Annotated in this window: 22 protein-coding genes, 1 pseudogene and 1 riboswitch; of the genes and pseudogenes, 6 read left to right on the top strand and 17 right to left on the bottom strand. The window is 53.1% G+C overall.

All coding sequences use genetic code 11. The annotated features are described in order from the left end of the window. Window positions 1-213: 213 nt before the first annotated feature. Complete coding sequence (locus IRJ17_RS06305) at window positions 214-1,932, bottom strand: GMC family oxidoreductase (RefSeq protein WP_122962531.1); 1,719 nt, start codon at window positions 1,930-1,932, stop codon at window positions 214-216. A 17-nt stretch (window positions 1,933-1,949) separates the two neighbouring features. Further along, on the bottom strand, window positions 1,950-2,693 hold the full coding sequence (locus IRJ17_RS06300; RefSeq protein ID WP_122962530.1) for a gluconate 2-dehydrogenase subunit 3 family protein: 744 nt from the start codon (window positions 2,691-2,693) through the stop codon (window positions 1,950-1,952). A 161-nt stretch (window positions 2,694-2,854) separates the two neighbouring features. Between IRJ17_RS06300 and IRJ17_RS06295 the strand changes: the two genes are divergently transcribed. Next, complete coding sequence (locus IRJ17_RS06295) at window positions 2,855-3,550, top strand: hypothetical protein (RefSeq protein WP_242773800.1); 696 nt, start codon at window positions 2,855-2,857, stop codon at window positions 3,548-3,550. Window positions 3,551-3,594: 44 nt separating this feature from the next. Here the strand turns inward: IRJ17_RS06295 and IRJ17_RS06290 are convergent, their stop codons facing one another. The 8 genes from IRJ17_RS06290 to IRJ17_RS06255 form a co-directional block, all read right to left on the bottom strand. Further along, window positions 3,595-4,437 (bottom strand): alpha/beta fold hydrolase, encoded by an 843-nt coding sequence (locus IRJ17_RS06290; RefSeq protein WP_242773797.1) that lies wholly within the window; start codon window positions 4,435-4,437, stop codon window positions 3,595-3,597. Between the two features lie 14 nt (window positions 4,438-4,451). Next, window positions 4,452-5,246: an energy-coupling factor transporter transmembrane component T gene (locus IRJ17_RS06285; RefSeq protein ID WP_242773793.1), complete on the bottom strand. Its 795-nt coding sequence runs from the start codon at window positions 5,244-5,246 to the stop codon at window positions 4,452-4,454. Continuing rightward, a complete protein-coding gene (locus tag IRJ17_RS06280; protein WP_217022092.1) occupies window positions 5,237-6,058 on the bottom strand; it encodes an energy-coupling factor ABC transporter ATP-binding protein in 822 nt (273 codons plus the stop codon). The genes IRJ17_RS06285 and IRJ17_RS06280 overlap by 10 nt, the downstream gene beginning before the upstream one ends. Continuing rightward, on the bottom strand, window positions 6,055-6,897 hold the full coding sequence (locus IRJ17_RS06275; RefSeq protein WP_173599062.1) for an energy-coupling factor ABC transporter ATP-binding protein: 843 nt from the start codon (window positions 6,895-6,897) through the stop codon (window positions 6,055-6,057). The genes IRJ17_RS06280 and IRJ17_RS06275 overlap by 4 nt, the downstream gene beginning before the upstream one ends. After that, window positions 6,894-7,499 carry a QueT transporter family protein gene (locus IRJ17_RS06270; protein WP_122962525.1) on the bottom strand — a complete coding sequence of 202 codons (606 nt, stop codon included), beginning with the start codon at window positions 7,497-7,499 and terminating at the stop codon, window positions 6,894-6,896. The genes IRJ17_RS06275 and IRJ17_RS06270 overlap by 4 nt, the downstream gene beginning before the upstream one ends. Window positions 7,500-7,685: 186 nt before the next feature. Next, window positions 7,686-9,020 (bottom strand): APC family permease, encoded by a 1,335-nt coding sequence (locus tag IRJ17_RS06265; protein ID WP_242773790.1) that lies wholly within the window; start codon window positions 9,018-9,020, stop codon window positions 7,686-7,688. A 138-nt stretch (window positions 9,021-9,158) separates the two neighbouring features. After that, window positions 9,159-10,826, bottom strand: coding sequence for a glutamine--tRNA ligase/YqeY domain fusion protein (locus tag IRJ17_RS06260; RefSeq protein ID WP_373926260.1), 1,668 nt, complete (start codon window positions 10,824-10,826; stop codon window positions 9,159-9,161). A gap of 84 nt (window positions 10,827-10,910) precedes the next feature. Then, entirely contained in the window at window positions 10,911-11,528 is a 618-nt protein-coding gene (locus IRJ17_RS06255) for an SET domain-containing protein (protein ID WP_063228910.1), read from the bottom strand. Window positions 11,529-11,774: 246 nt separating this feature from the next. Then, a riboswitch (cyclic di-GMP riboswitch) is annotated at window positions 11,775-11,863 on the top strand. Between the two features lie 184 nt (window positions 11,864-12,047). On the opposite strand from IRJ17_RS06255, the gene ggt reads away from it, so the two are divergent. The 3 genes and pseudogenes from ggt to IRJ17_RS06240 form a co-directional block, all read left to right on the top strand. Continuing rightward, a complete protein-coding gene (ggt, locus tag IRJ17_RS06250; protein WP_063228909.1) occupies window positions 12,048-13,766 on the top strand; it encodes a gamma-glutamyltransferase in 1,719 nt (572 codons plus the stop codon). A 112-nt stretch (window positions 13,767-13,878) separates the two neighbouring features. After that, a complete protein-coding gene (locus tag IRJ17_RS06245) occupies window positions 13,879-15,867 on the top strand; it encodes a methyl-accepting chemotaxis protein (RefSeq protein ID WP_242773788.1) in 1,989 nt (662 codons plus the stop codon). Between the two features lie 196 nt (window positions 15,868-16,063). Continuing rightward, a pseudogene (locus tag IRJ17_RS06240) lies at window positions 16,064-16,744 on the top strand (MBL fold metallo-hydrolase); the annotation flags it as partial. A 149-nt stretch (window positions 16,745-16,893) separates the two neighbouring features. On the opposite strand, the gene IRJ17_RS06235 reads toward IRJ17_RS06240, so the two are convergent. From IRJ17_RS06235 to IRJ17_RS06205, 7 genes are read right to left on the bottom strand one after another with little or no spacing between them, the layout of a single operon-like run. After that, entirely contained in the window at window positions 16,894-17,613 is a 720-nt protein-coding gene (locus IRJ17_RS06235; RefSeq protein ID WP_242773786.1) for a glycerophosphodiester phosphodiesterase, read from the bottom strand. Window positions 17,614-17,644: 31 nt separating this feature from the next. After that, window positions 17,645-18,976 (bottom strand): ABC transporter substrate-binding protein, encoded by a 1,332-nt coding sequence (locus IRJ17_RS06230; protein ID WP_122962518.1) that lies wholly within the window; start codon window positions 18,974-18,976, stop codon window positions 17,645-17,647. Between the two features lie 29 nt (window positions 18,977-19,005). Further along, window positions 19,006-19,833, bottom strand: coding sequence for a carbohydrate ABC transporter permease (locus IRJ17_RS06225; protein WP_122962517.1), 828 nt, complete (start codon window positions 19,831-19,833; stop codon window positions 19,006-19,008). A gap of 27 nt (window positions 19,834-19,860) precedes the next feature. Further along, window positions 19,861-20,817 (bottom strand): carbohydrate ABC transporter permease, encoded by a 957-nt coding sequence (locus tag IRJ17_RS06220; RefSeq protein WP_173596333.1) that lies wholly within the window; start codon window positions 20,815-20,817, stop codon window positions 19,861-19,863. Then, a complete protein-coding gene (locus tag IRJ17_RS06215) occupies window positions 20,817-21,884 on the bottom strand; it encodes an ABC transporter ATP-binding protein (RefSeq protein ID WP_122962656.1) in 1,068 nt (355 codons plus the stop codon). The genes IRJ17_RS06220 and IRJ17_RS06215 overlap by 1 nt, the downstream gene beginning before the upstream one ends. Window positions 21,885-21,889: 5 nt before the next feature. Next, on the bottom strand, window positions 21,890-22,552 hold the full coding sequence (locus tag IRJ17_RS06210; RefSeq protein ID WP_173596331.1) for an HAD family hydrolase: 663 nt from the start codon (window positions 22,550-22,552) through the stop codon (window positions 21,890-21,892). Beyond that, entirely contained in the window at window positions 22,530-23,129 is a 600-nt protein-coding gene (locus IRJ17_RS06205) for a glycerol-3-phosphate responsive antiterminator (RefSeq protein WP_122962514.1), read from the bottom strand. Before IRJ17_RS06205 ends, IRJ17_RS06210 begins: the two co-directional genes overlap by 23 nt. Window positions 23,130-23,426: 297 nt before the next feature. Between IRJ17_RS06205 and IRJ17_RS06200 the strand changes: the two genes are divergently transcribed. Together IRJ17_RS06200 and IRJ17_RS06195 are read left to right on the top strand one after the other, a co-directional pair. Further along, window positions 23,427-25,184: a SulP family inorganic anion transporter gene (locus IRJ17_RS06200; protein WP_122962513.1), complete on the top strand. Its 1,758-nt coding sequence runs from the start codon at window positions 23,427-23,429 to the stop codon at window positions 25,182-25,184. Between the two features lie 24 nt (window positions 25,185-25,208). Then, complete coding sequence (locus tag IRJ17_RS06195; protein ID WP_122962512.1) at window positions 25,209-25,535, top strand: ArsR/SmtB family transcription factor; 327 nt, start codon at window positions 25,209-25,211, stop codon at window positions 25,533-25,535. Window positions 25,536-25,604 lie beyond the last annotated feature (69 nt).

Genomic DNA, 25,604 nt, shown 5'->3' with positions numbered 1-25,604 from the left:
GGCGATCCTCTCGCTCATCACTGGCAAATCGTAATAGCAAGGAGCGTGCCAACGAAAAAACCGCATGAAACCGCGATATTCTCGCTTTTACGGCTCACGCATTTTCTCATTTTCGCGAAAAGGTTTTGCTTCTATACGAAAAAAAGCCGTCATATAAACCGACGGCTTTTCGCAAATTCGCTAAATCCATTTTGCAATCGTAACAAAATACAGCTACACCAGCATGCCGCCACCGCTCTGCCGATACTTCAAAATGCCCTCGGCTGCCCGGTACGACAGCGCCCCCATCGTGCCCGTCGGATTGTAGCCGCTGTTGTGAGCAAAAGACGATGCGCCGACGACAAACACATTTTCCGCGTCCCACATTTGCAAGTAGTTGTTGACCGCCGAAGTTTCCGGCGATGCCCCCATGATCACTCCGCCTGTATTATGCGTGGATTGGTACGGGGTAATGTCGTAAGGGCCAAGCTTGCCGCGCACCTCGATTTTGTTGGCGCCCATTTCCTTGAGAATGTCCCCGCATTTGTCGGACAAAAAGGCAGCCAACTGCCTGTCCTGCTCCTCGAAGTCGAACGTAATGCGGATCAGCGGATCTCCGAACGCGTCTTTGTACGTCGGATCGAGATCGAGAAAATGGTAACGGAACGGCATGGAGGCCCCTTGCGCCCCGACATTGATCGTGCGGTTGGCGTATTTGAGCGAGGCTGCCTTAAATTCCTTGCCCCAGCTTGGCGTGCCTTCCGGAACCGTATTGTTGGCGATCGGACGTTGCCCGTACTGGGAGACGCTAATGTTGGCGCCATGAATGAAATTCAGGCTGGAGTGGTCAAAGTTGTCGCCGTTGTAGTCATCGAGCACCATGCCGAGCGAGCCGGCACCAGCGTAATTGTTGAACTCCTTTTCCTCGAAAAAGCCCGTGGCTCCGCCTTTCATAACCTGGTAGCAGTAGTTTTTTCCAATCACGCCTTTGCCCGTAGTCGGATCGTACGGTCGCCCCAGCTTGGACATCAGCAGCAAGCGCGAATTGTTGAACACGTAGCTCGTCAACACGACGATGTCAGCAGGCTGTTCAATTTCTTCTCCAGTCGTCACGTCCGTGTACAGCACACCTGTAGCTTTGTTGCCCGTATGTAAAATGCGGCGCACGTGGGAATGGGTGCGGATTTCGAACTTCCCTGTCTTCTTCGCCACAGGGATAACCGTGACAACCGGGTCTGCTTTTGCCCCGTACTCACACCCAAAACGCTCGCAGTAGCCGCAATATTGACAGGCAGCCCGGGAAATTCCGTCCGGATTCGTGTACGCCTCCGACAAATTCGCGGATGGGAGCGGATAAGGATGCAGGTTCAGCTTTTTCGCCGCTTCCTCGAACATCTTCATGCTGGGCGTGCTTTTCATCGGCGGCGTCGGATAAGGCTGGGAACGTTTGCCGCCAAGCGGATTTTCCGAACCCGATATGCCCGCCATCCGCTCGAACTTGTCAAAGTAAGGCTCCAGCTGGTCGTAAGTGATTCCCCAATCCTGAATCGTCATGCCCTCGGGAATTTTCTTTTGCCCGTAGCGCTCGACTGTCTTGCTGTGAATCTCGAAATCATACGGCAAAAACCGGAACGTGTGGCCATTCCAGTGAACGCCCGAGCCGCCAAGCCCTGTTCCCAGCAAAAAAGAACCGTATGAGCGCATCGGCAGCGCCCGCACGTTCGGATTGCTGCGGAAGGTGATCGTTTCCTTGGACAAATCCTGCATCATTTCATAGCGAAGCGCGTAGCGCAGTTCATCGTGCACCATGAAATAGTCTTCTGTTTTCCGCTCTTTGCCGCGCTCCAGTCCGACGACCGTCAGCCCTTGCCTCGTCAGCTCCGAAGCGATCACGCCCCCGCCCCAGCCCACACCGACGATTACCACATCCACTTTGGGCAGTTTTCTGGCCATATGCTTCACCCCGTCTGTCAGTGTTGATGATCCCGCAAGCTGAGCGGCTCCATCTTCACGAATTTGTCTTGTTCGATGATTTGTGTGTAGGCCATTTGATTGCCTGGGTAATTTTTCAATCGCCAGCCATCCATATTTTTATTGCCGCCGTACAGCGGGTCTGAGTAAATTCCTTCGATGGTGCTGGCTCGCAGCATTTTGAAGAAGGCGCTGGCCGAAATCGTCGTCAGTTTGACATCGTCCTTTTCAAAAGCCTTCAACACGGCATCCTGCTGCTCAGCCGTAATCTCGTAAAAGCGCTTGCCATGCGCAGCTTGGCTGTAGTTGTTCAGCTCCTGAATGCCGATGTCGAAAATCTCCCGCCGCTTCAACCTTCCCTGGTAGCCTTGGGTCACCTCTCCCGAATAAAACGGACCTTGCATGTACTCACGAGAGTTGAAGCCCCAATCGCCCGCAAGCTGGTGATCGATGAAGTAGGCTGCACCAAGTGCCTTTGCGCCCGGTCCAAGCTCGTCTTCCGGGAAAATCCGCTCACAGGCGGCATCCACCACTTTGAACTGTTCCGGGCTGAAATACATCAACGCCTGATTGTAATCGGCAGCAGGAGCCGGTGTCGCCCCCGGTTGTGGCGGTGCTTCCGGCTTGCGTAGCAGACTGCCTGCCACTCCGCCCACGACCAGACCACCGAGCACAAGCCCTGTGTTTTTCAGAAAATGTCTCCGTGACACTGGCTGCTCATGTTTGTTGTTGGATTCTGCCAAATCTACCACCTCCAGTTGTCTCTATCCCATGGTTTGCGCATTTTCGCGACAGGCTAAACGCATTTCGCGGAAATTTTCCCAGCATGCTCCACACATAATTTCCAAAACACATTCAAAGGATATGGTTACCAATACAGCAAGCATAATTTGGAGGGATACTGATGAAGCGCTTTGGAACATGGGCAGGCAGAGCCGGAGTAGGCATTGCCCTGCTGCTCACCGCCTGTAACAACCAGGCCGCCCCGCAAGAGCCAGCCAGAACCCAAACTGTACACCCTGCTGGAATGGGCGAGACGGTCATTCCCAGCGTAGACCGGGACAAAAAGCTGACAACCAACTCTCATGGCACGACATTTAGCGGCATGGGCCACGGTCTGTACAGTTCGATCGGAAGCTCGCATTTGCACAGCGGCGGCCCTTCGACCAAGCTGGAGGCGCAACTCGGCGCGGCAGGCGTCCACGGTGTACAAGCGTTAATCGTCGGCGATTGGGTTTTCCTGGCCCCAACCACTGCCAACCAAGCCTCCATCAACTCTATCGACCCGATGCAAGCCCACTTGCTCGGCAGCTATGCGGGCAGCAGCAGCCGAGGAAACGACACGCCGAGCGGGCTGGCTGGACAGCAGGCAAGAAACAACACGACAGGCGTGCTTGGCACCAGCGATCGCTCTGCCTTGTTTGCCCAGGCGCGCACCGTAGTAGAACGTTCGTATGGAACGGACGCGCAAGTCTGGACAGTCAGCTCGAAAAAAGGCATAGAAGCATTGGAAAAAGTCAAAAAGCATTTGCGGGACAAAAAAGGGGACAACAAAATGGCGGACGAGCTGGACAAGCTGTTCCGCGAGGCAAAACGATAGACAAAAGCACAAAAAGAAAAGGGGCAAGCAGATGCTTGTCCCTTTTAGCGATGCAAAAACAGGTTGATTTCATTCACGGTTTCATCCGGATGCGTCACCATTAGCAAATGCAAGGAATTGGCGATCGTCCTCACCTGCGCTTGCGGCACAGCGCTCCGGTATTTGTCGACCGCTTCCCGGAAGAAAGGCCGCTGCGCTTCATCCGGCAAGTGATTTTCATCTGCCAGAAGCAACAGCACCGGACACGTCAGCTGCCGAAACAGCTCATCCAGATCATATGTCGCGTACTGATGAAAGTAGCTGTCAAACGCCTCCCGCGGCAAACGGTAGCCAAAGCCGCCGTCCTCCTTGCGCACAAGCTCTGTGCTCATCCAGCCTGCCGGAAGCTTCCTCCCGCCATACCTTTTGGCAAATTGCCTTTCCGCTTCCTCTACCGTTTGAAACCGGGTTGATGACAAGCGCTCAACTGTAGGATCATGCTCAAAGCCCGGCATCGCTCCCAGGGAGTAGTAACCGCCATCGAGCAACACCAGCGAGGCAATCCGCTGCGGTTCGCGGACCGCGAGCATTTGCGCAGGCACGGCCGAAAACGAAGCCGCCACAATCGTCACTTGGCTCAGCCCTTCCTGCTCCAGCAGACAGGCCAAGTCATCGACGATCCGCTCAAAAGTAAACGGGCCGCGATCCGTAGAGTTGCCATGACCGCGCAAATCGACCGCCACCACCCGGTAATGCTTTGCCAGCTCGGGTAACAGCCAAGCAAACAGGTGCCGCGTATTGCGAATCGCATGCAGCAGCAAAAGCGCCGGAGCATCTGCATGGCCTGACACACTGTACTCTAGTCGCCCGGCTTCGACCTCTACATGTTTGACCTGCTCAACTTTCATGGCTTCCTCCCCTGTCAAATTCGTCCCGGAATGAGGACGCCAATATGCTCGGGATGCACCCGGGCGATGTAAAACAGCGAGGCAACCGCACAGACACCTGCCAACAGCATGACGACCTCCGCCTTTTTCCAGCGCTTGCTGCGGTAAAACCGATGCTGGCTGTTCCTGATCTGAAAGCCTTTGGCATCGAGCGCATTGGCGATCAGCTGCACGCGCTTCAGCGAACTGAAAATGAGCGGAACTAGCAAAAACCCGTATTTTTTGATGCGCTCAAAAACATTGCCTTCCACCGTCGACATCCCTCGCACCATCTGTGCTTCGCGGATCGTCGCCAGATCATTTTTCACCAGCGGAATAAAGCGGAAAATAAGCGACAGCAAGTAACTGACGGAAAACGGGACGCCAAGCCCGCGCAGGCCCATCGCAATCTCTCTCGGCGAAGTGGAGAGCAAATAGTACATCGACAAAAGCGCCACATTCGCCAGGCGCAGCCCCATTCCCAACGCCCAGAGCACGCCGATATCGGTTACTTGCAGCGGGTAATTGATCAATGGAACGCTGCCGCTCCAGTACGCTACGCCTACGTTCGTGAACGGCAGCCATGTAATCGCCGCGAAAACCGCGCCTACTCCGCCCACCAGCGCGTACGCTTTGACCATCGAGCGTTTCCACCCCAGCCTGGCGATCAGCACCAGATTGCACAGCCAGACCACAGCCAGCGCTCTCGGGTCTTGAAACAGAAACGGCAGCAGGCCAAGCAGAAGAAACATCAGCAAAACGAAGCTCGGATGGGCATGCTTCATCGCCATTGCCCACCTCCCGCGATTTTTTGAGTCATTTGTTGCAAAGTGAGCGGAAGCGGCCCTTTCATCCCCGCCGCTTCGCCAAACCGATAAACAGCGGGTGCCTCCACCTGCGCGGATGCCAAAATGTCAGGCGCAGCAAACACGCTTTGCGGATCGCCGTCACACACCAGACTTCCCCGATGCATGACCAGCACACGCTCGGCGTATTCCGCCACCAGACGCATGTCGTGTGTAATGACGATGATCGTGTGACCAGCTGCATGCAAGCGGCGGACAAGCTCCATCATTTCCAGCATCCCCCGATAATCGAGTCCCGTAGTAGGCTCGTCCAGCACGATGACCTGAGGCTTCATCGCCAAAATCGAAGCAACGGCAATCTTTTGCCGCGTGCCTTTGCTGGAAAAGTAAGGCTCTGCCTCGCCCATTCCGCCTAATCCGACGGCTTCAAGCGCCTCGTTCACCGCTTGCTCGATCTTTTCCGCAGGCCAGCCCATATTTTTCGGACCAAAAGACACCTCTGCCGCTATCGTAGAGTGGAAAATTTGATGGTCAGGGTTTTGATAGCAATAGGCTACCGTGCGGGCCAGTTCGGCGGTCGACATCGTTTTCGTGTCGCAGCCGTTCACTTTTACGCTGCCTTTGCTCGGTTTGTACAAACCGTTGCAATGCTTGGCGAGCGTAGTTTTTCCCGAGCCGTTTCCCCCGATGATCGCGACGAACTCTCCTTGCCGTATCTGCAAGGATACTCCGTTCAATACCGGCTTTTCCCGGTCGTATCCGTACCAGACATCGTCCAGTTCAATTACGCTGCTCACACGCTTCCCTCCCGAACAAGCTGTGCCTCTCTGTATCGCGCAGCCAATTCCTCAACCGTAAGCGGCAACGGGCCTGCCGTTTCGGCAAGCACGCCTTCGCGGCAGAGCAGATGGTAGAGGCGGATGACATCAGGGACAAAAATGCCGTGCTGATCGAGCACATCTGTCCGGGCAAAAAAGTCTCTTACAGGCAAGTTGAGCACAATCTGCCCTTTTGCCAGCAGCACCAGACGGTCGCAAAAAGTGGCCAACTCCTCTGTCGCATGAGAGGATACGACGATGGTCATCTGACTTTCCTGCTTCAACCGTTGCAAGAGCGCGAATACTTCTCGCGCTCCCAATGGATCAAGCTCGGATGTCGGTTCGTCCAGAAGCAATACTTGCGGGCCATTCGTCAGGGCAGACGCGATTGCTACACGTTGCTTTTCTCCCCCTGACAATTCAAAAGGAGAGCGATCGGCAAACCCGGGAAGACCGACCAGTTGCAGCACTTCTGTGATTCTTTGCTCGATTTGCTCATCGGAGCACCCGACATTTTCCAGCGAAAACGCAAGCTCTTCTTCAATCGTCAGCCCGATAAACTGTGTCTCCGGGTCTTGGAAGACAACGCCCTGCTGCCCTTGCGCCTGGCGTTTTCCCGCAAACTGGCCTGCGTAATTGGCCGGGATCAACCCCGCAAGCGCCAGCAAAAGCGTCGTCTTTCCCGCTGCCGCCGGGCCAACCACCCCGACTACTTCGCCCGGATACAAGCAAAGACTCACATCCGTAAGCGCCGGGGTCGGAGAATCTTCGTAGTGCCAATGTACCTCTTGCAGTTGCAACAGCGGTTCCTGAATCACTGGGCGATCCTGCTTTCAGGCCCGAGATAGCTGTATTCCTGCAACGGTCGTCCGCGATACAGACCGGAACGCTTCACAAACGGGTACAGCAGCTTCAACAGGATCGGGCCGAGAATCGCCGTCGAGATCGCCTGGTTCAAAAACACAGTAGGAATAAACAGAGAGGCAATCGCCATCGGCGTCAGACCGAGCGCCACATTGACCAAAATCGCGCACGCCACGACAGCAGAGCTGATCAGAACGACGAACACAAAATATTGCAGGAAGCTGCGTTTGGTTTTCAGCGCCGGGTGACTCACCGTGAGAAAGCCGATGAAGCCTCCCAAAAAGTTGGAGAAAAAGCCGACGGCAACCGCATGTGGCGGTGCTCCTCCGGTCAACAGGTCGCTGACCATATTGCCAAAAGCAAGGCCAATGCAACCTGGCAAGCCGAACAGCATGCCGAAAACAGGCTGCAAGGCATTCGCCGGACGAATCGGTACGGAAGGAATGAGCTTGATATTAGCCAGCATGATAATGGCAACTGCATATAATGCCGCTGTAACGACAATCAGCACGTAATCGACTGTCGTCCATTGGCGGCGAAACAATGAAGTCTGCATCAAAATGTACCTCCTTTATGTCAATTGCTAACGTTTGGAATATTGCCTGATGCCAGTTTACTCCACACCTTTTTTGGCGTCTACCAAAAAACCCGCTCCCGCACTTGTTATAGAAAAGTTGAATAAACAAAAGCCTCCCCATGCGCACTCGCAGCACAGGAAGGCTTTCTTCAAGCAAGTATCGTCCTATTCCTCAAACTTCATCAGTTCCAGTTTGGCGCCTTTGATTTTGACCAAATAAAGCAAATACACAAGCCCGACAAACGTCCACAAAAGTCCCAATATCATCGATTTCGCATGGAGACTGCCCCACAAAAATGCGAGAAAGGCTGTCCCGATCAGCGGAGCCAGAAAATACCCCCACCAATCCGTCGCACGCTTTTCTTGTTTTTGTCTCAGGAAGTAGGCAATGACGCTCAGATTGACGAAGCTGAACGCGATCAACGCTCCAAAATTAATAAAGGACGTAGCCGTCAGCAAATCGAGATACAAGGCAGCCAGCATCAGCGTTCCGACCAGCAGCACGTTAAGCAGCGGCGTCTTCAGTCTCGGGTGTATGTAGCCAAACCACTTTTTCGGCAAATAACCATCCCGGCCCATCGCGTACAACAGCCGCGTTACACTCGTCACCGACACCAGACCGGAGGCGAGCGTCGAAGACAAAGCAGCCGCCAAAAAAATCAGCTGAAAGACGGAGCCTCCGATAAACAGGGCGATTTCTGCGGAAGCTGCTTCCGGGTCAGACAATACGGAAACATCGGGAAACAGCGATTGCATGAAATACGAAGCGGTAATGAACAACGCTCCCCCGGCCAGTGCAACCAGCAAAATTCCCCGGGGAATCGTCTTTTTCGCATCTACCGTCTCCTCTGTCAGCGTAGTGACGGCATCAAAGCCTAAAAAGGAAAAGCAGAGGATCGATGCCCCCGACAGCAGAGCGACTACCGACAAATCAGCAGAAAGGAACGGACGAATGTTCAGCACCTGGCCCAGCCCATCTCCATTGATCAAGCCACGGATAGCCAGTCCGGCGAACAAAATAACGACGGCGATCTGAAAAAGCACCAGAAACGAGTTGACGGATGCCGTTACTGTCACGCGAAATACGTTTAATAAAGTAATCAGGACAATAAACCCGATAATCCACCACGTGGTCGGCACATCGGGAAATACGGACGAAAGATACACACCCGTCAGCAAAGCGTTGATCATCGGCAAGAACAAATAATCGAGCAGCGAGGCCCACCCTACCAAAAACCCGGCATACGGATGAATCGTTTGCTGCGTGTACGTATACGCTGTCCCGGCCGACGGGAAGACGCGAACCATTTTCCCGTAGCTCGCCGCGGTAAACAAGATGGCCAGCAAGGTCACTGCGTAAGCGGCAGGAACATGCCCCCCTGTTTCTTCGGCAACGATGCCAAACGTATCAAAAACGGCCATTGGAGCCATATAGCCAAGGCCAATGACGACGATATGCCACAACTTCAAGCTGCGTGTAAGCTCTGCACTCCCATTCACTGTCTGTCCTCCTTCTGTTACACGACACGAATAATTATACACGCGAATGAGAAAAGTTCCACCATTTGCGCACCAAAAAACGCTGTTGCACACGGTTCCCCATGCCGCAACAGCGTTTGGTTTTCAGGCTTGATATGCTTACGCTTTTGGCAGTTCAAACGAGCTTTTCAGCGAAACGATCCGGTTGAAGACCAGTTTGTCCGCCGTCGTATGCTTCGGATCGACATTGAAGTATCCGTGACGGAAAAATTGGTATTTGTCCTGCGGCTGCGTTTCTTTCATGTTCGGCTCGACGAATCCGTTCAGCACTTCCAGCGAATTTGGATTGATGTTGTCCAGGAAGCTTCCTTCCGAATCTTCGTCATCCATAATCAGTGGCTCGTACAGGCGAAATTCAGCCGGAACTGCCTGAGAAGCTTCTACCCAGTGGATTGTTCCTTTTACCTTGCGGCCAGTAAAGCCGCTGCCGCTCTTGGTTTCAGGATCGTAGGTGCAGTGCAGCTCGATGACGTTTCCGTCGGCGTCTTTCACCACATCGTTGCATTTGATGAAGTACGCGTGCTTCAGGCGAACCTCATTTCCCGGGAACAGGCGGAAATACTTGCTCGGCGGGTTTTCCATGAAATCGTCCTGCTCGATGTAGATTTCGCGGGAGAACGGAATTTGGCGATTGCCCATCTCCGGGTTCTCCGGGTTGATCTCGGCTTCGAGCATTTCTACCTGGTCTTCCGGGTAGTTCGTAATGACGACTTTGAGCGGATTCAAAACAGCCATCGTGCGCGGCGCTTTCAGCTTCAAGTCTTCGCGAATGAAATGCTCCAGCATTTTCGCGTCTACCGTGCTGTTGCTGCGCGCTACCCCGATCTCGCGGGCAAACGTGCGAATCGCTTCAGGGGTAAAACCGCGGCGACGGAAGCCGGCAATGGTCGGCATGCGCGGATCGTCCCAGCCATCTACCACTTTCTCGTCCACGAGCTGTTTCAGCTTGCGTTTGCTCATGACGGTGTTGGTCAGGTTCAAACGGGCAAACTCGTACTGGCGCGGAGTATTTTCCATCTCGCACTCGCTGATGACCCAATCGTACAGTGGACGATGGTCTTCAAATTCAAGTGAACAGAGCGAGTGGGTAACGCCTTCAATCGCATCTTCCAGCGGATGGGCGTAGTCGTACATCGGGTAGATGCACCATTTGTCGCCTGTGTTGTGATGGGTCGCATGAGAAATACGATAAATCACCGGATCGCGCATGTTGATGTTCGGAGAGCTCATATCGATTTTCGCACGCAACACTTTTTCCCCGTCCTTGAACTCGCCATTGCGCATGCGAGCAAACAGGTCGAGGTTTTCCTCCACAGAGCGGTTGCGGAACGGGCTGTCTACCCCTGGTTCTGTCAAAGTTCCGCGCAGCTTGCGCATTTCTTCGGCAGGCAAATCATCCACGTAGGCTTTGCCCTTTTGGATCAGCAACACCGCACGCTTGTACATTTCTTCAAAGTAATCCGATGCAAAAAACAGCCCGTCCCATTCAAAGCCGAGCCACTGTACATCTGTTTTGATTGCTTCCACGTACTCTGTGTCTTCTTTCACCGGATTGGTATCGTCAAAACGGAGGTGGGCCTTTCCTTTGAACTCGCTTGCCAGCTCAAAGTTGAGGCAGATGGCTTTTGCATGTCCAATATGAAGATACCCGTTCGGTTCCGGCGGAAAGCGGGTAATGACTTCCTTGACCTTGCCTTCTTGCAAGTCGTCAATCACGATATTGCGGATAAAATTGGATGACGCTACCTTGTTTTCCAATGAAATCAACCTTTCACTTCACCTTTACATTCCATAATACTGATTCTCTTCCCAGAGTTCAACAAAATCGGGCCGTTGTCCGGCCCGCTGTCTCTACCATTCCTGCTCTTTTTGCCATTGGGATTGCGGCTGGCAGTACAACGAAATGATAGAGTCGAGGGAGCGACGCTGCTCGGTTATGCCGCGAATAATTTTCAAATGCTTGGGTCGAACCAGGTGGAGCAGCGGCTGTTCAACATGATTGAACCGGGCGAAAGCTTCAGCTGCGACCTCATCCCACTGCCGGTAATAGCGCAGCAAGTCATCAGGCATCACCCGCGATCGATTCGTCCCCGGCTCCGGCAAGCAATCAAACGGTTCATCCAGATTCAGCGTACCGTAATCATCGGTCAGCTCTTCCCCCGGCAAAATGTCTCTGGCAGCCAGCTCCAAGTCGTACATCGTCGCCACGCAGGTCGCATGGAAGCTGTGGTTCACAAATCGGGCCTTATCCCAGCACAAGATGTATTTTCCAAACTGATTTTTGAAGGAATACTTCTGCACATCCTGCTTTCTCAATGGGTCCAGTTTTTCCACATATGTCGGGTCCAATACCTGATCCAGGTCATCCTGTGCCCAGACAATCGTGCCTTTCGGGATCAATTTTGTCGCAAAAACACCGTACCCGATTTCATCGTTGATATAGCGAAGCTCCGTATCGGGATGCATCATGGCCTTGATTCACTCCTTGGCAAATGTGCGTTTTTACCATCATAAGCAGTTCGGCCAATAGTGGTGTGTGAATGTCGGGAAAAACGCACAACTCCCTGTTCCTCCCTTTTTTTCTAGATTAAAAAAATTTTTCTTATTTACCCCAATCGACAAATAGTCTATATTATTGACAAACGGATGATTAGGAAAATTTTCCTGTAACAATTGAATCAGTTTTCTATTATCAACTGGATGCGTTACCCATTGATATCGAAACGGCAAACCCGGGGAAATCCGGCGACGCAAAGCTAGAGGGGCTACCTCCGCACAAGCGGGCATGCCAGCCAGCTACCGAAGTATTGGTGTAGGACAAGACCAATGATCCTATATCATTGGTCTTTTTTTGCGCAACAATTGTCTATTTTTGTCCATTTATGTATTTATGTGTAAAAATATTCATTTTCAGTTAAGGAGGTGAGGCTGCGAAAAGCTGTCGGATTGTTGGAATCGTTCATCAAACATACAAGGAGGCTTCATACGATGTCATTCTGGAAGAAACTTTCTACTGTCGCATTGACTACTGCAATCGGCCTGGCAACCCTGTCTCCGGTTCAAGCAGCTAATCGGCCAACATCAATGTCGCCAAACGCAATGGTAACAACACCACACTATCTGGCTACAGCAGCAGCCCTGAAAACATTGGAAGACGGCGGCAACGCTGTAGATGCCGCCATCACCGCCGCTTCTACTCTCGCCGTCGTCTACCCGCATTACACAACGATCGGCGGAGATAACTTCTGGCTCATCTACAACGCCAAGACCAAGGAACTGAAAGCGCTGAACGGCAGCGGACGAGCTGGCGAAAAAGCAACGATCGACTACTACAAAGGCAAAGGCTACGAAAAAATTCCTTCCCGCGGCTACGAGTCTGCCAATACGGTGCCAGGCGTTGTTTCTGGCTGGTGGGAAGCGTACAACTACGCGCACAAAAGCATGGGCAACAGCAAGCTTCCGTGGCACAGGCTGCTTGAACCGGCGATCGGATACGCTGAAAATGGATATCCCGTCTCACCAAACCAGGTTTATTGGACAAAATACGCCATCGATCCGAACGATAACGATTTGAAAAACCTCCAGCGCTTTGAAGGGTTCCGCAAAACCTTCCTGAAGCCGAACGGAGAGCCGTATGCGCCTGGCGAAATCCTCAAGCAAAAGGACCTTGCCAAAACTTTGCAAATCATTGCGAAAAAAGGAGCAGACGGATTTTACAAAGGCGAAGTCGCCAAAAAAATCGTAGCGGATATGCAGAAAAACGGCGGGCTGCTCACCTTGAAAGACTTTGAAAAGCACACCTCCACATGGGCAGAACCGATTACAGTCGACTACCGCGGCTACAAGGCTTACAACGTACCGCCCAACTCCCAGGGCATGGCTTCGCTCTCGATCTTGAACGTGTTGAACAACTTCGACCTCAAGAGCATGGGCGAAGGGACGCCGGACTACTACCACACGATTGTAGAAGCCACCAAGCAAGCTTTTGCCGACCGTGACAAATGGCTGACAGACCCTGCTTTCGTCGACATTCCGGTGGACGAGCTGTTGTCCAAGCAACACGGCAAAGATTTGGCTGCACGCATCGATATGAAGCAAGCGGCAAAAGCAGTAGAGCCGCTCGATCCAAAAGGGGACACTACTTGGTTTGGCGTCGTGGACAAGGACGGCAACGCCGTTTCGATCATCCAGAGCCACTATTTTGACTGGGGTTCCGGTATTGTAGCAAAAGATACTGGCGTCCTGTTGCAAAACCGTGGAAGCTACTTCTCTCTCGATCCGAAACACATTAACCACCTGGAGCCTGGAAAGCGCACCTTCCATACGATTAACCCTGCCATGCTCTTCAAAGGGGACAAGCCTTACCTGCTTTACGGAACACAAGGCGGCGAAGGACAGCCACAAACGCAAGCGGCTCTCGTAACGCGTATTGTCGACTTCGGCTTTAGCGTACAGGATGCGATCGAGGCTCCAAGATGGCTGCACGGACGCAACTGGGGCTCCGCCTCCAACAATTTGAAAGTCGAAAGCCGGATTCCGCAGGAAGTGTTGGACGAACTCGTGAAGCGCGGACATCCGGTTGAAAAGCTGGAAGCAGCCTATACAGATGCGATGGGACAATCCGGCGCCATTTTGATCGATCCGCAAACGAACGTGAAGTTCGGCGGCGCAGACCCTCGCGGGGAAGGCGCAGCAATGGGATATTAACCGATGGTCAGGCTGCTGAATCTTCTCAGCAGTCTGGCTGTGTCTACTCTGTGCGGGCAGCGTTCCTTGCCTCGCGCAGTTGAATCAACCACCAATTAGGAGTGGAGAGCCTATGTCTTTTTTCAACAAACTCAGAAATAAAATGATCCTGTGGTTTCTTGCCGTAGCGGTCATCCCGCTTGCTGCCGTTTCCTTTTTTATTACAAACAGCTTTTCAACCATTTTGATCGATAAGCAAAAATCGTCTTATGTGGACCTGACTTCAAGTACAGCTATGGCCATGGACCAGTATCTCGATCGGCGCATGACGGAAATTCAGGTGCTGGCCCGCACCTCTGATATTCAATCTGTCGACGCGGCAGCCAAAAATGAGTTTATCCGCAAGTTTACCGAAGAAATGAAGCTGTACGATGGCAATACGTTTATTTCAAGCGATGGAAAAGTAACCGCTGACACCTTCCCGAAAAGCGTCGGGATCGACCTCGGCGAGCGGCAATTTTTCAAAGACGGCATGCAGGGCAAGCCCAGCTACTCCGATGTCCTCGTCGCCAAAACTACGGGCAATCGCTCGATCATTGTCGCTTCCCCTGTCAAAGGAAAAAACAATGAAGCGCTCGGCGTATTGACCGGACTTGTCAACGTGGATCATTTCGCAGCCACGTTTCTCGCAAATTTGAATGTAGGCAATGACGGCTATCCGATTCTGGTGGACAACAAGCATCAGGTGCAGTACCACCCCAACCAGGAGCTGATCGGAAAGCCGCTTGAGGAATCGGCCCTGCCCCAGCCTTTGCAGGACATCCTGAAAACAGGCGCTGCGGAAAAAGGCTCATACAGCTACACGGATCAAGGCAAGGAGTATGTCGTCACTTACTCTCCGATCCCCAAAACCAACTTTGGCCTGTACTTGCATATTCCTGTTGAATCGATCACCGCTGGCGTCTCTGCTGTCAGCAACAACGTCATGCTGATCGTCTTTGCCGTAGTCGCAGCGGTCATCGCCATTGCCTATGCGATCTCCCGGCAAATCACCCGCCCGATCGTCGAGGTTGCCGCTGTGGCAAACCGGATTTCCGAGGGGGAGCTGACCGTATCCGCCTTGCAAATTCGCTCGCAGGATGAAGTCGGTCAACTGTCTCAATCGGTCAATTCCATGGTCCACAACCTGCGCACGATCATTCAGCAGGTCAATGATACGGCTACTGATCTGGCCTCTTCCGCAGAGGAGTTGTCGGTCAACGCCGAGCATACCAGCAAGGCAACGGAGCAGATCGCCATTACGATCCAGGAAGTCGCGTACGGCGCCGAGAAGCAGGTAAGAAGCGTGGAAGACAGCGTGAACGCCATGCAGGTAGTATCACAGGGCGCGGAAAAAGTCGCCACCAACGCACAGCACGCGGACGAATCCGCATTGAGCGCCTCCCGCATCGCCGTGGAAGGCAATCAAGCTTTGCAAGTCGTGATCAGCCAGATGCAATCGATCGAAAATACGGTCAGCAACATCGCAGACATCGTGAAGCGCTTGGGGAACAGCTCGCAGGAAATCGGACAAATCGTCCAGGTCATTACCGCTATTGCCGAGCAAACCAATCTGCTTGCCTTGAACGCTGCAATCGAAGCCGCCAGAGCAGGCGAGCAAGGACGCGGGTTTGCTGTTGTGGCAGACGAAGTACGCAAATTGGCCGAGCAGTCTGCCCAATCTGCCCAGCAAATCAAAGAACTGATTACGGCGATTCAGGTTGAATCGAATCAAGCCGTCTTGTCGATGGAACAAGGAACAAACGAAGTTGCGATCGGACTGACAGTAGTGAACAATGCTGGCAAGTCTTTCGAGCAAATCCAGGATGCTGTCGCACAAGTCGCCAGCCAAATCCAGGAAGTGAAGACATATTCCGAGCAAATGTCGGCTGGAACCCAGAAGGTAGTAGAGTTGGTCAGCGGCATTGAGGAAGTCGCCGAAAATTCGGCAGACGGAACGCAAAGCGTTTCTGCCGCCACAGAAGAACAGCTGGCTGCCATGGAAGAAGTGAACTCCTCCGCTGCTTCCCTGGCCCGCATCGCCGAAGAACTGCAATCTCACGTAAGCCGCTTCAAAATATAGCGAGGCAATCAAAAAACCGCCGGGCAGCAGCATCCGGCGGTTTTTCTTGCTTCAAAGCGATCAACAAAATCTATGAGCTGCCACTGGTAGCGATAGCGGAGCAAGCTAATAAAAGCACACTCGCGCTTGCGCTTCCACTTTATTCCTGCAATGATGATAGCAGAAAGCTATTCTTATCGCGAAAGGCGGGGAAACGATGAGTTCTTCCGGTCCTATCTCTACTCCTTACTTTTCTTTGCAGCCTGTTGCAGAAGGCGTGTACGCCGCTATTGCTGTCCGTGGCACCGGAGCAATGGCTAATGCCGGAATCATTGATTTAGGCGATCAGGTAGTCGTCTTTGACTCCATGTACACGCCACAGGCAGGCCAAGCATTGCACAATGCGGCTGTCCAGCTATGCGGAAAACCCGTCACGCTTCTGATCAACTCTCATTTTCATCTGGACCACACTGGCGGCAATCAGGCATTTCCAGGTGTTCCGATTCTCTCCACCGCCAAAACGCGTTCGCTCACCTATGAGCGCACGACCCAATTTTTGACCTTTGCCAAAGCGCACCCTGATTACCCGCTGACGGTCAAACAAGCTTTGGAACAAGAAACGGACGCTAAAAAGCGGCAAGAAAAAGAATATGAGCTGGGCGAGCTGCTCGCGATGGACGCTGCCCTTCCGATACTGGTTCCCACTCTCGCTACCTTGACCTTTCACGATTCGATTACATTGCACGGCAGCAAGCGCTCTGCTGTCCTGCGCTCGCTGGGAAACGGTCACAGTCCCTGTGATTCCGCCCTTTTCCTTCCCGATGACGACATCCTGTTTGCCGGAGATTTGCTGTTCACAGGCGCACATCCAAGCATCATGACCGGGAATGTTCCGGAGTGGATCAGCATTTTGGATGCTCTCCTGCAAGACTGCCCAGCGCTGATTGTACCCGGACATGGCCCGGTAGCAGACAAGCAGGCTGTACCCCCTTTTCTCATGCCAAAAGCCGCCGGATATGTCTCCGACGGCTTTTCCTTTTGCCTGGCTTACACAAATTCCAGCATCCGGTCAGGATGGTTGGTGCAAATTTGTACATCAGGATGCCAGGACATGACCTCGCGAATGTGCGCAGGCTCATCCAGCGTCCAGGCAATCACCTTGAAGCCTTTTTCGATGGCGGCTACGGCAAGCTCTTTGTTCAGGAAAGGGTAACCCATGGACAAAATGCTGGCACCTGCCTCCTCCAGTTGCTCCAGCATGAGCACAGGACGGCCGTAGATGATCAGTCCCGTCTCGATTTGCTGATCGAGAGTGCGAACATGACGAATCAGCTCATGGTCAAACGACGTCAAGCAAACTTCCTGCTTCATCCCGTACTGTTCGAGCAGCGCGAGCACTTTTTCGGCAATGCCGGGGTACATGTCGCTCGTCGCCTTCAACTCGATGTTCAGCCTGCAGCGGCCCTTGACCGCAATCAGCGCTTCCTCCAGCGTCGGGATTTTTTCGCCTGCAAACTTTTCGTCGAGCCATTTGCCCGCATCGAGCTGGCGAAGCTCCTCCAATGTGTGGTCCTTGACCAGACCGCTTCCGTTCGTCGTGCGCTCCAGCGTAAAGTCGTGGATCAGCACGGGAACGCCATCGGAAGACAGCTGTACGTCAATCTCCATTGCCTGTATAGCCGGCTCTGCCAACGCCAGTCGAATTGCCGTCATCGTATTTTCCGGGGCTTTGCCTGACCATCCTCGATGCGCCATACATATATTCATGTCGCAAACTCCTCTCTTGTTTGTGCCGCCTTTATTTTTTCAGCAGCTTGCTGCCTTTGTCCGTCGCATTTTGCAGCGCTTCATCAATGGTCGCCTGTCCAAGCATCGCACGTTGCAGCTCTTTTTGAATGACATCCTGCAATTCTTTGTAGCCAGGTGCCATTGGGCGCGGGTAACCGTATTGCAGCTGGTCTACTGCTACTTTGAAGTTCGGATCTTTTTCATAAAATGCCTTCATCTCTGGTGAATCTACGGCAGCGGTCGTCACAGGCATGTAGCCGGATGCGATGGACCATGGTACGGTTTGCTCTGTATCGGTCATCCACTTCATAAATTCCCATGCCGCTTTCTTTTCGGCATCAGAAGACTTCGCCAGCATGACCAGGTTCGCTCCGCCCGTTGGCGTACCGAAGTTTTTGTTTGCTGGCAGGAAGGCTGCTCCCATGTCAAATTTGGCATTTTTCTTCAATTCCGTCAAGGAACCTGTCGTTGTGAAAATCATGCCCACTTTTTGATTGAGGAAATCTTGCTCGGCGACATCCCACGCATTGTAGTTTTCGCCTGGAGGGTTTTTCATCAAGCCTTCCTTGACCATTTTCGTCCAAAGTTCAAGCGGCGCTTTGCCTGACTCGTTGTTCAAGGTCAGCTCCTTGCCGTCTTCGCTCAAAATGTTGCCTCCGCTCTGGAAGACGAGCGCTTCGTAGAACCAAATATCAACAGGGGTCGAGAAGCCGTAGCGCGTGACTTTGTCGCCTTCTTTTTTCACCAGCTTTTGCGAGTAGCTGATCAGCTCATCCCAGGATTTCGGCCCGTTCGGATCGAGACCCGCTGCTTTCAGCATGTCGCGGTTGATGTACAGAAGCGGCGTGGAGCGGTTGAACGGCACGGCGTACAGTTTGTCTTTCCAGTAAGAGTTTTTCATCAGGCCGGGAATGTACTTTTTCTCATCGCCTTGCGAGTACGGAGTCAAATCTTCCAGCACTTTCGCATCAGCGAAGGCAGCGATCGAAGCGATCTCTACCATCGTTACATCAGGGTTGTTTCCGGCGGCAACCGAAGCCAGAACTTTGGAGTGGTTATCCTGATACGCGCCCTGGTACGCCGCTTTTACCTTAATATCTTTATGTGACTCGTTGAACTTTTTGACCATGTCCTCAATCGTCTTGCCGCGAACACCGCCGAGCGCATACCAGAAATCGATCTCGACAGGCCCGTTGCTTGCTGCTGTTTCCGTTGCCGGCTTCGTTGTGTTTCCTGTGCTTGCAGCCTGTTCCTTGCCTGTAGAACCGCACCCGGCAAGCACTCCTGACAAGCCTAGAGCTAGTGCACATAGAATCGTTCCTGTCTTTTTCATCGCCTTCATGATTTGGTTTCCTCCCACATGGTTATCTATTATTTGGATTGATAGACAAACGCTTTGATAATGTGGCGCTGGGCCACGAAGAAAATAACGAGAATCGGCAGGATGAGGATCATGTTCCCCGCCATCATGACGTTCCAGAGAGTGCCTCCGTCCGACATGCGCAAGCTGGAAATCCCGACAGGCAATGTGCGTACTTCGTCGCTGTTGGTCATGATCAGCGGCCAAAAGTAGTCATTCCAGTGATAAATAAAGCTGAAAAGTCCAAATGTGACCAGCACTGGCTTCGCCATCGGCACCATGATCGTCCACATGATTTTCCACTCTGACGCATTATCCAGTCGCGCTGCTTCAATGACTTCGTCCGGCACCTGCATGAACGCCTGGCGAAGCAGGAATATCCCGAATGCGCTGGCTGCGTACGGCAGAATCAGCGACCAGAGCGTATTGACCAGCCCCCAGCCGCTCAGCTGCACGTAGATCGGCAAAAAGATAATGTATCCCGGAATCATCAAGGCCACCAGCACAAGCCCAAACAGCAGGTTGCGGCCGGGAAACTGGTAGCGGGCAAAAGCGTACGCCGCAGGTACGGCGGTCAAAAACTGCAAGATCAAGATCGCCACGGCAACTACAATGCTGTTCACCGTAAACATCAGGAACGGCCCTGACTCCCAGGCTTGGACAAAATTGCCCCACTCCCACGTCTCAGGCAACAAGGTCGGCGGAAACTGTCTGACTTCCGACATGTCCTTGAACGCTGTGGAAGCCATCCACAAAAAAGGAAAGACGAACAGCAGCGCCACAACCAACAGCCCGGCCCATTCCACTGTTTTCAAAGAAATTGCACCCACTCGTTTCATGTTGCTCCTCCTTTCTTTCGGGAATCGTCATCGGTAGTGGACGCGTTTGGACATGAACAGGAAGTACAAGGCAGTCAAAACTCCTACGATGAGCAAAAGAATGACAGAAGCGGCAGCAGCAAATCCCCCGTTGTAGTAGTCCATTCCTTGCTCATAAATGTAGTAGACCAGCATATTGCTGCTGTTGATCGGCCCGCCTTGGGTCATGATGGCAATCGTATCGAAAGCATGGGACGACGAAATCATGTTGATGATGAACAAAAAGAACATGGTGGGCGACAGCATCGGTATGGTAATGCGAGTCAAAGTCCGCCACCACGGCGAACGATCGAGGGCGGCCGCTTCGTAAATATCCCCCGGAATGCTTTGCAGCCCGGCAATGAAAATCAGCGTGTTGTAGCCCACGCCTTTCCAGACGTTCACGAGGATCAGCGACAACAACGCACTGCTCGGGTCTGTCAGCCACGTGTAGCCTGGCAGACCGACCGCTTCGAGTACAGCGTTCAATAGCCCGAATTGCGGGTCCATCAGCCACATCCACAACATGGAGACAGAAACAAACGAAATAATGTGCGGACTGAATACGGTAGCTTGGATGATCCCGTACATTTTCGCCTTTTTGTTGAGCCAGAGAGCGAGCAAAAAGGAGATTCCCAAACTGATGCCCACGGTTGCAAAAGTGAAAACGAGCGTATTTGTCAGCACCTGCTGAAATTCCTGGTCAGCAACCAGCTCCGTGTAATTTTGCAGCCCGACCCATTCCATCGCTTCCAGATTAATCAGCGACCAGTCTTGAAAGCTCAAATAAATGATCGAACCAATCGGGTAAAAAAAGAACAAAATGAAGCAGATCATGGCAGGTGTCAAATACAAGTACGGGCGAAGACGCGTCATCATATCCGGGCGAGATGTTGGCCTGGAAGCTGCTTGTGCCCGCACCTGGCCGGTATCCGGCAGCTCGTGGGCAGTTGCCGCCTTTCGCATCAGTTCACCCCTCCTGCAAGTGCGGATACTTGACCTCGTTCAGCCAGTCGACCCACTTTTTTTCCGCTCACGCGATCAAAGATGTACACATGCGGCTTTGCAACCGTTACGGTAACGTTTGAACCATACTGTCCGATTTCCTCGGTTTCCGTTTTGACGATGACTCTGCCTTTTTCCGTCTCCACGTGGAACAGCGTGTCCGAGCCGAGTATTTCCCGGGAGACGATTTGCCCTTTTGCCGTCCACATCTCTTCCGCAGAAACCGGAGAGACGGAGGCTGGCAACAACACGGCCTTTTCCGGGCGGAATCCCCACAGTTGGTCACTTCTGCCCTCTGCCGGCACAATGTTCATCGGGGGAGAACCGATAAACTGGGCGACGAACAGATTTTCCGGCTCCTGGTACAAGTCCATCGGTGCCGCGACCTGCATGATGTTGCCGTCGCTCATCACGACGATCTGATCGCCCATCGTCATCGCTTCCACCTGGTCGTGCGTCACGTAAATAAATGTGCTGCCCAGTTGCTTGTGCAAACTCGTCAGCTCCACGCGCATCTGGTTCCGCAGCTTCGCGTCCAGGTTGGAGAGCGGCTCGTCCATGAGGAACACCTTTGGCTTTTTCACCATGGCCCGCGCTAGGGCGACACGCTGACGTTGGCCGCCGGAGAGCTGGGAAGGCTTTCTTTTAAGAAAGTCCGCCAAGCCGACAATCTCGGCAATTTCCTTCACCAGCACGTCGCAGTCTTTTTTCGACGTTCCCCGGTTTCTCAAGCCGTAGGCGATGTTGTCGTAGACGTTCATCGTCGGATAGAGCGCGTAGTTTTGGAACACCATGGCAACATCGCGCTTTCCCGGAGGCAGAGCGTTCACAGACTGGCTCCCGATGAAAATTTCCCCGTCTGTAGCCGTTTCCAGACCGGCAATCATCCGCAAGGTCGTCGATTTTCCGCACCCGGACGGGCCAACCAGCACCGTAAAGGAGCCGTCGGGAATCACGAGATTAAGCCCCTTGACCACTTTCTGGTTCTGAAACGTTTTCGTTATCTGTTGCAGCACCACTCTTGCCATCTTTTTCATCTTCCTCCTTGCGCCTTGGCAGCCATCATGTCGGTGACAAACGATTCGAAATCGGCGTAGCGGTAATCAGGCGTGGCATAGAGCCACTCTTCCTGCCCGTACCACTCCAGCACCACGGACGAGACGCCACCCGCGACTGCCGCGAGCACATCGTAGCGGCTATCGCCGACCATCATCGCCTGCTCGGGACGACTGCCCATACTGGCGAGCGCTTTGCATACAGGCTCGGCTGACGGTTTTCCTTTGGCGACGTCGTCCACGGCCACTACGACTTCGAACAGCTTGTCGATCCCCGCCTGCTTCAGTCCGGCCAGCGCAAATTCCCGCTGCTTGTTAGTGACCACCGCCAGCTGATAGCCTGCCTGCTTTAATTTTTCCAGCCCTTCTTTTACATAAGGAAACAGCCGAACATGCCGGGCGTGGTTCTCACGCACGTAGGCAAAATACTTTTCCAGCACTTCTTGCTTGTCGGGCACACCTGCCGCTTGTGCGACGGCTGCCAAAAAATCGTCGAACGACTCGCCAAAACGCGCGAGCAGCTCTTCCCGGCTGAAGTGACCCGGTGCGTACTCTTCTGCTGTATAGGCGACTGCATCAATGACTGCATCCCGGCTGTCCAGCAGGGTCCCATCCAGATCAAACAGCAACGCTTGAATCATGCAAAAAACTCTCCTTCCACAAAAGGGGGTTACCGACTGACACAGCAGTCGCTCCATGCTGCAATACTTCCTCCATCTGCTCCCGCTTGCGGATCAAACCACCAGCGATGATTGGAATATCAATCACGCGCTTGTACTCTTCGATATACTCTGGCAGCAGTGCCGGCATCAGCTCGACGGCGTCAGGCTGGGTTTCAGCGAGAGACGACAGCCCGGATTTGAGCGAGTCGCTGTCTACGAGGAACAGGCGCTGGATTGTCAGCAAGCCTTGCTTTTTCGCCAGCTTGACCAGCGTGTTGCGCGTGGTCACAATCCCGTCCGGCTTCACGTAATGCGCCAAAAAGGCGATGCCTTCCCGGTCGTAGCTGATTCCCCCGATTCTTTCGAGGTGAAGGAACACCGGGATCTTTCTGTTTTTGAAAAAGTCTACATAGCCTTTGATGACCCCGATGTTGCCGATGGAGAGCACGGCGGCGCTCACATTGGCCTCTGCCGCTTTTTCCAGGTACTTCGCTTCTTTTACGGAAGCAATCAGCTTGTACTCTTCCAACCTGCCGTGAAACTGCTCCTGATTCATTCGTAAGCCTCCTTTGCGAACGACAAAAAAACCCAACGACATGACAATTGCACAAGCATACTTGAGGAAAGTGCTTGGAAAGGCTGTCGGGGGTTTCTCCATGACTCCAACCGAAGGGGAATGTTCACTTGTCATTTTGAATGGTACTCCTTCAGCGTTAAGACAACTTGAAGCAATTGTTAAAAAAGGGCAAAGATCGTGTAAGGATGCAATTGACGAGAATCATGAAACGGGAGTATGATCCATCTATATTCAAATAATCAAATATTCGAATATACGAAAAGAAGGGTTGCTACCATGAAGTGGGCCGCTAGATTTGAGGGCTACAATACGCAAGCATTCAGAAAAGACTGCGTGTCAGGATTAATCGTAGGCATTATCGCTATTCCGCTCGGCATGGCGTTCGCCATCGCTTCCGGTGTCAAGCCGGAGTACGGGATTTACACCACCATCATCGCAGGGACGCTCATCTCGCTGTTCGGCGGTTCCCGCTATCAGATTGGCGGGCCGACTGGCGCCTTTATCCCGATCCTGTTCGCCATCGTCATGCAGTACGGCTACGCGGATTTGCTGCTCGCGGGCTTGATGGCGGGGATTATGCTCGTCCTGATGGGCGTTTTGCGGCTGGGCGGACTGATCAAATTCATTCCTCGCCCGGTCACAATCGGGTTTACAGCAGGGATTGCCGTCATTATTTTTACCGGGCAGATCGCCAATTTCCTCGGTCTATCGGACATACAACGGCACGAGGACTTTTTGTCCAACATGAAAGAAGTCGTCGTCCACCTGCATACAACCAGCTTCTACAGCCTGGCAACCGCCTGCCTCAGTCTGGCGATTATATTGATTACACCGCGTTTTGTGCGCAATGTGCCTGGCTCGCTCGTCGGTCTGGTCATCTCCAGCGTCATTGCCTTTTTCTTTTTCGCAGGAAAGGTCGCGACGATCGGCTCGACCTTCGGCGAAATTCCGAGCACACTGCCTGGCTTCCATTTTCCCGAAATCACGCTGGAGCGCGTCCAAAAATTACTGAGTCCTGCCCTAATCATTGCTATACTAGGAGCAATAGAGTCTTTACTGTCTGCTGTCGTAGCTGATGGCATGACCCGCAGTCGCCACAACAGCAACAAGGAATTGATCGGGCAAGGCATTGCCAACATCGTGACGCCGCTTTTCGGCGGGATTCCCGCTACGGGCGCGATTGCCCGGACCGCGACCAATATTCGCAGCGGCGCTGCCTCGCCCATGTCCGGCATCATCCACGGGATGGTCGTACTGCTCATCCTCGTGCTGCTGGCGCCTTACGCCTCGCACATTCCACTGGCGAGCATGGCTCCGATCTTGATGCTGGTCGCCTGGAACATGAGTGAGCGCAAGGAATTTGCCCACATCCTCAAAGCAAAAACAAGCGATTCGCTCGTGCTTGTGATCACGTTTGTTTTGACCGTCTTCACCAATCTGACTACCGCTGTCGAGGTAGGACTGGTGCTTGCTGTGCTGCTGTTTATCAAAAGGATGCGCGACAGCCTGCAAGTCGCCAAAGTGCTGCCCGACCCTTCTTTGAAGCACGAAAAAGTCATGCCGCATATGGTGTCGTCCCAGCACGATTGCCCGCAAATCAACATCTACACGATTGAAGGGCCGCTGTTTTTCGGGGACGCCGACTTGTTTGAAAGCTCGCTTGCGAACACGTTGCAGCACCGCCCCAAGGTCTTGTTGCTGCGCATGGGCAAAGTGCCATTTTTGGACATGACAGGCGAAGCCAATTTGTCCCGGACGGTAAAGCAAGCCATGAGTCAGGGAACGACCGTGCTGATCTCGGGCATTCAACCTGCTCCCAAACAAATTTTGCAGCGCACGGGTCTGTATGCAAGCATCGGGGAAACGCACTTTTTCGACCACACCGGAGAGGCAATCGAATATGCGCTTCATCGGCTGGATACGAACAAATGCCTGGGCTGCAAGCACTTTGCGTTCCGGGAATGCACGAGCCTGTCCGACACCCGCATACAGCAGAGCTGCGCCCAACAACAAACATCCACTACGTCCACATGACGAAAAGATCGGAGGAACCTGCTATTGAATTTGGAGCTACAGCAATTTAAAGCGAACTTCTTCAAAGCGCTGGGTCATCCCCTGCGGATTCGGATTCTGGAGCTTTTGGCGGAGGGAGACAAAAACGTGAACGAGCTGCAAACGCTGATCGGCAGTGAAGGCTCGGCCGTTTCCCAGCAGCTGGCCATTTTGCGCAACAACAATATCGTGTACGGAACAAAAGACGGCAACAAAGTCACTTATTCTTTGCGCGACCCGATGATTATCGAGCTTTTGGGCGTCGCCCGGCAAATTTTCAACAACCACCTGATCGATACGATCTCGATGCTGGATCGCTTCAACGAAGAATAGCTTTTCACTCCGGAAAAGCTCCAGAAAAAAAGCCCAGGACCATTCACAGTCTTGGGCATGTTTATGTGA

Source organism: Brevibacillus parabrevis, assembly GCF_022701015.1.
Classification (GTDB): Bacteria; Bacillota; Bacilli; order Brevibacillales; family Brevibacillaceae; genus Brevibacillus; species Brevibacillus parabrevis.
The sequence above is the reverse complement of the archived record's forward strand: the minus strand, read 5'-3'. Positions and strand labels throughout refer to the sequence as shown.

What these genes read in the sequence shown, in the direction of transcription:
- IRJ17_RS06305 (WP_122962531.1), bottom strand. Translation starts at nt 1,932, where the DNA reads ATGGCCAGAAAACTGCCCAAAGTGGATGTGGTAATCGTCGGTGTGGGC.
- IRJ17_RS06200 (WP_122962513.1), top strand. Translation starts at nt 23,427, where the DNA reads ATGAAGTGGGCCGCTAGATTTGAGGGCTACAATACGCAAGCATTCAGA.
- IRJ17_RS06290 (WP_242773797.1), bottom strand. Translation starts at nt 4,437, where the DNA reads ATGAAAGTTGAGCAGGTCAAACATGTAGAGGTCGAAGCCGGGCGACTA.
- IRJ17_RS06220 (WP_173596333.1), bottom strand. Translation starts at nt 20,817, where the DNA reads ATGCGAAAGGCGGCAACTGCCCACGAGCTGCCGGATACCGGCCAGGTG.
- IRJ17_RS06245 (WP_242773788.1), top strand. Translation starts at nt 13,879, where the DNA reads ATGTCTTTTTTCAACAAACTCAGAAATAAAATGATCCTGTGGTTTCTT.
- IRJ17_RS06285 (WP_242773793.1), bottom strand. Translation starts at nt 5,246, where the DNA reads ATGGCGATGAAGCATGCCCATCCGAGCTTCGTTTTGCTGATGTTTCTT.
- IRJ17_RS06215 (WP_122962656.1), bottom strand. Translation starts at nt 21,884, where the DNA reads ATGGCAAGAGTGGTGCTGCAACAGATAACGAAAACGTTTCAGAACCAG.
- IRJ17_RS06295 (WP_242773800.1), top strand. Translation starts at nt 2,855, where the DNA reads ATGAAGCGCTTTGGAACATGGGCAGGCAGAGCCGGAGTAGGCATTGCC.
- IRJ17_RS06270 (WP_122962525.1), bottom strand. Translation starts at nt 7,499, where the DNA reads ATGCAGACTTCATTGTTTCGCCGCCAATGGACGACAGTCGATTACGTG.
- IRJ17_RS06205 (WP_122962514.1), bottom strand. Translation starts at nt 23,129, where the DNA reads ATGAATCAGGAGCAGTTTCACGGCAGGTTGGAAGAGTACAAGCTGATT.
- IRJ17_RS06235 (WP_242773786.1), bottom strand. Translation starts at nt 17,613, where the DNA reads ATGAATATATGTATGGCGCATCGAGGATGGTCAGGCAAAGCCCCGGAA.
- IRJ17_RS06210 (WP_173596331.1), bottom strand. Translation starts at nt 22,552, where the DNA reads ATGATTCAAGCGTTGCTGTTTGATCTGGATGGGACCCTGCTGGACAGC.
- ggt (WP_063228909.1), top strand. Translation starts at nt 12,048, where the DNA reads ATGTCATTCTGGAAGAAACTTTCTACTGTCGCATTGACTACTGCAATC.
- IRJ17_RS06255 (WP_063228910.1), bottom strand. Translation starts at nt 11,528, where the DNA reads ATGATGCATCCCGATACGGAGCTTCGCTATATCAACGATGAAATCGGG.
- IRJ17_RS06225 (WP_122962517.1), bottom strand. Translation starts at nt 19,833, where the DNA reads ATGAAACGAGTGGGTGCAATTTCTTTGAAAACAGTGGAATGGGCCGGG.
- IRJ17_RS06230 (WP_122962518.1), bottom strand. Translation starts at nt 18,976, where the DNA reads ATGAAGGCGATGAAAAAGACAGGAACGATTCTATGTGCACTAGCTCTA.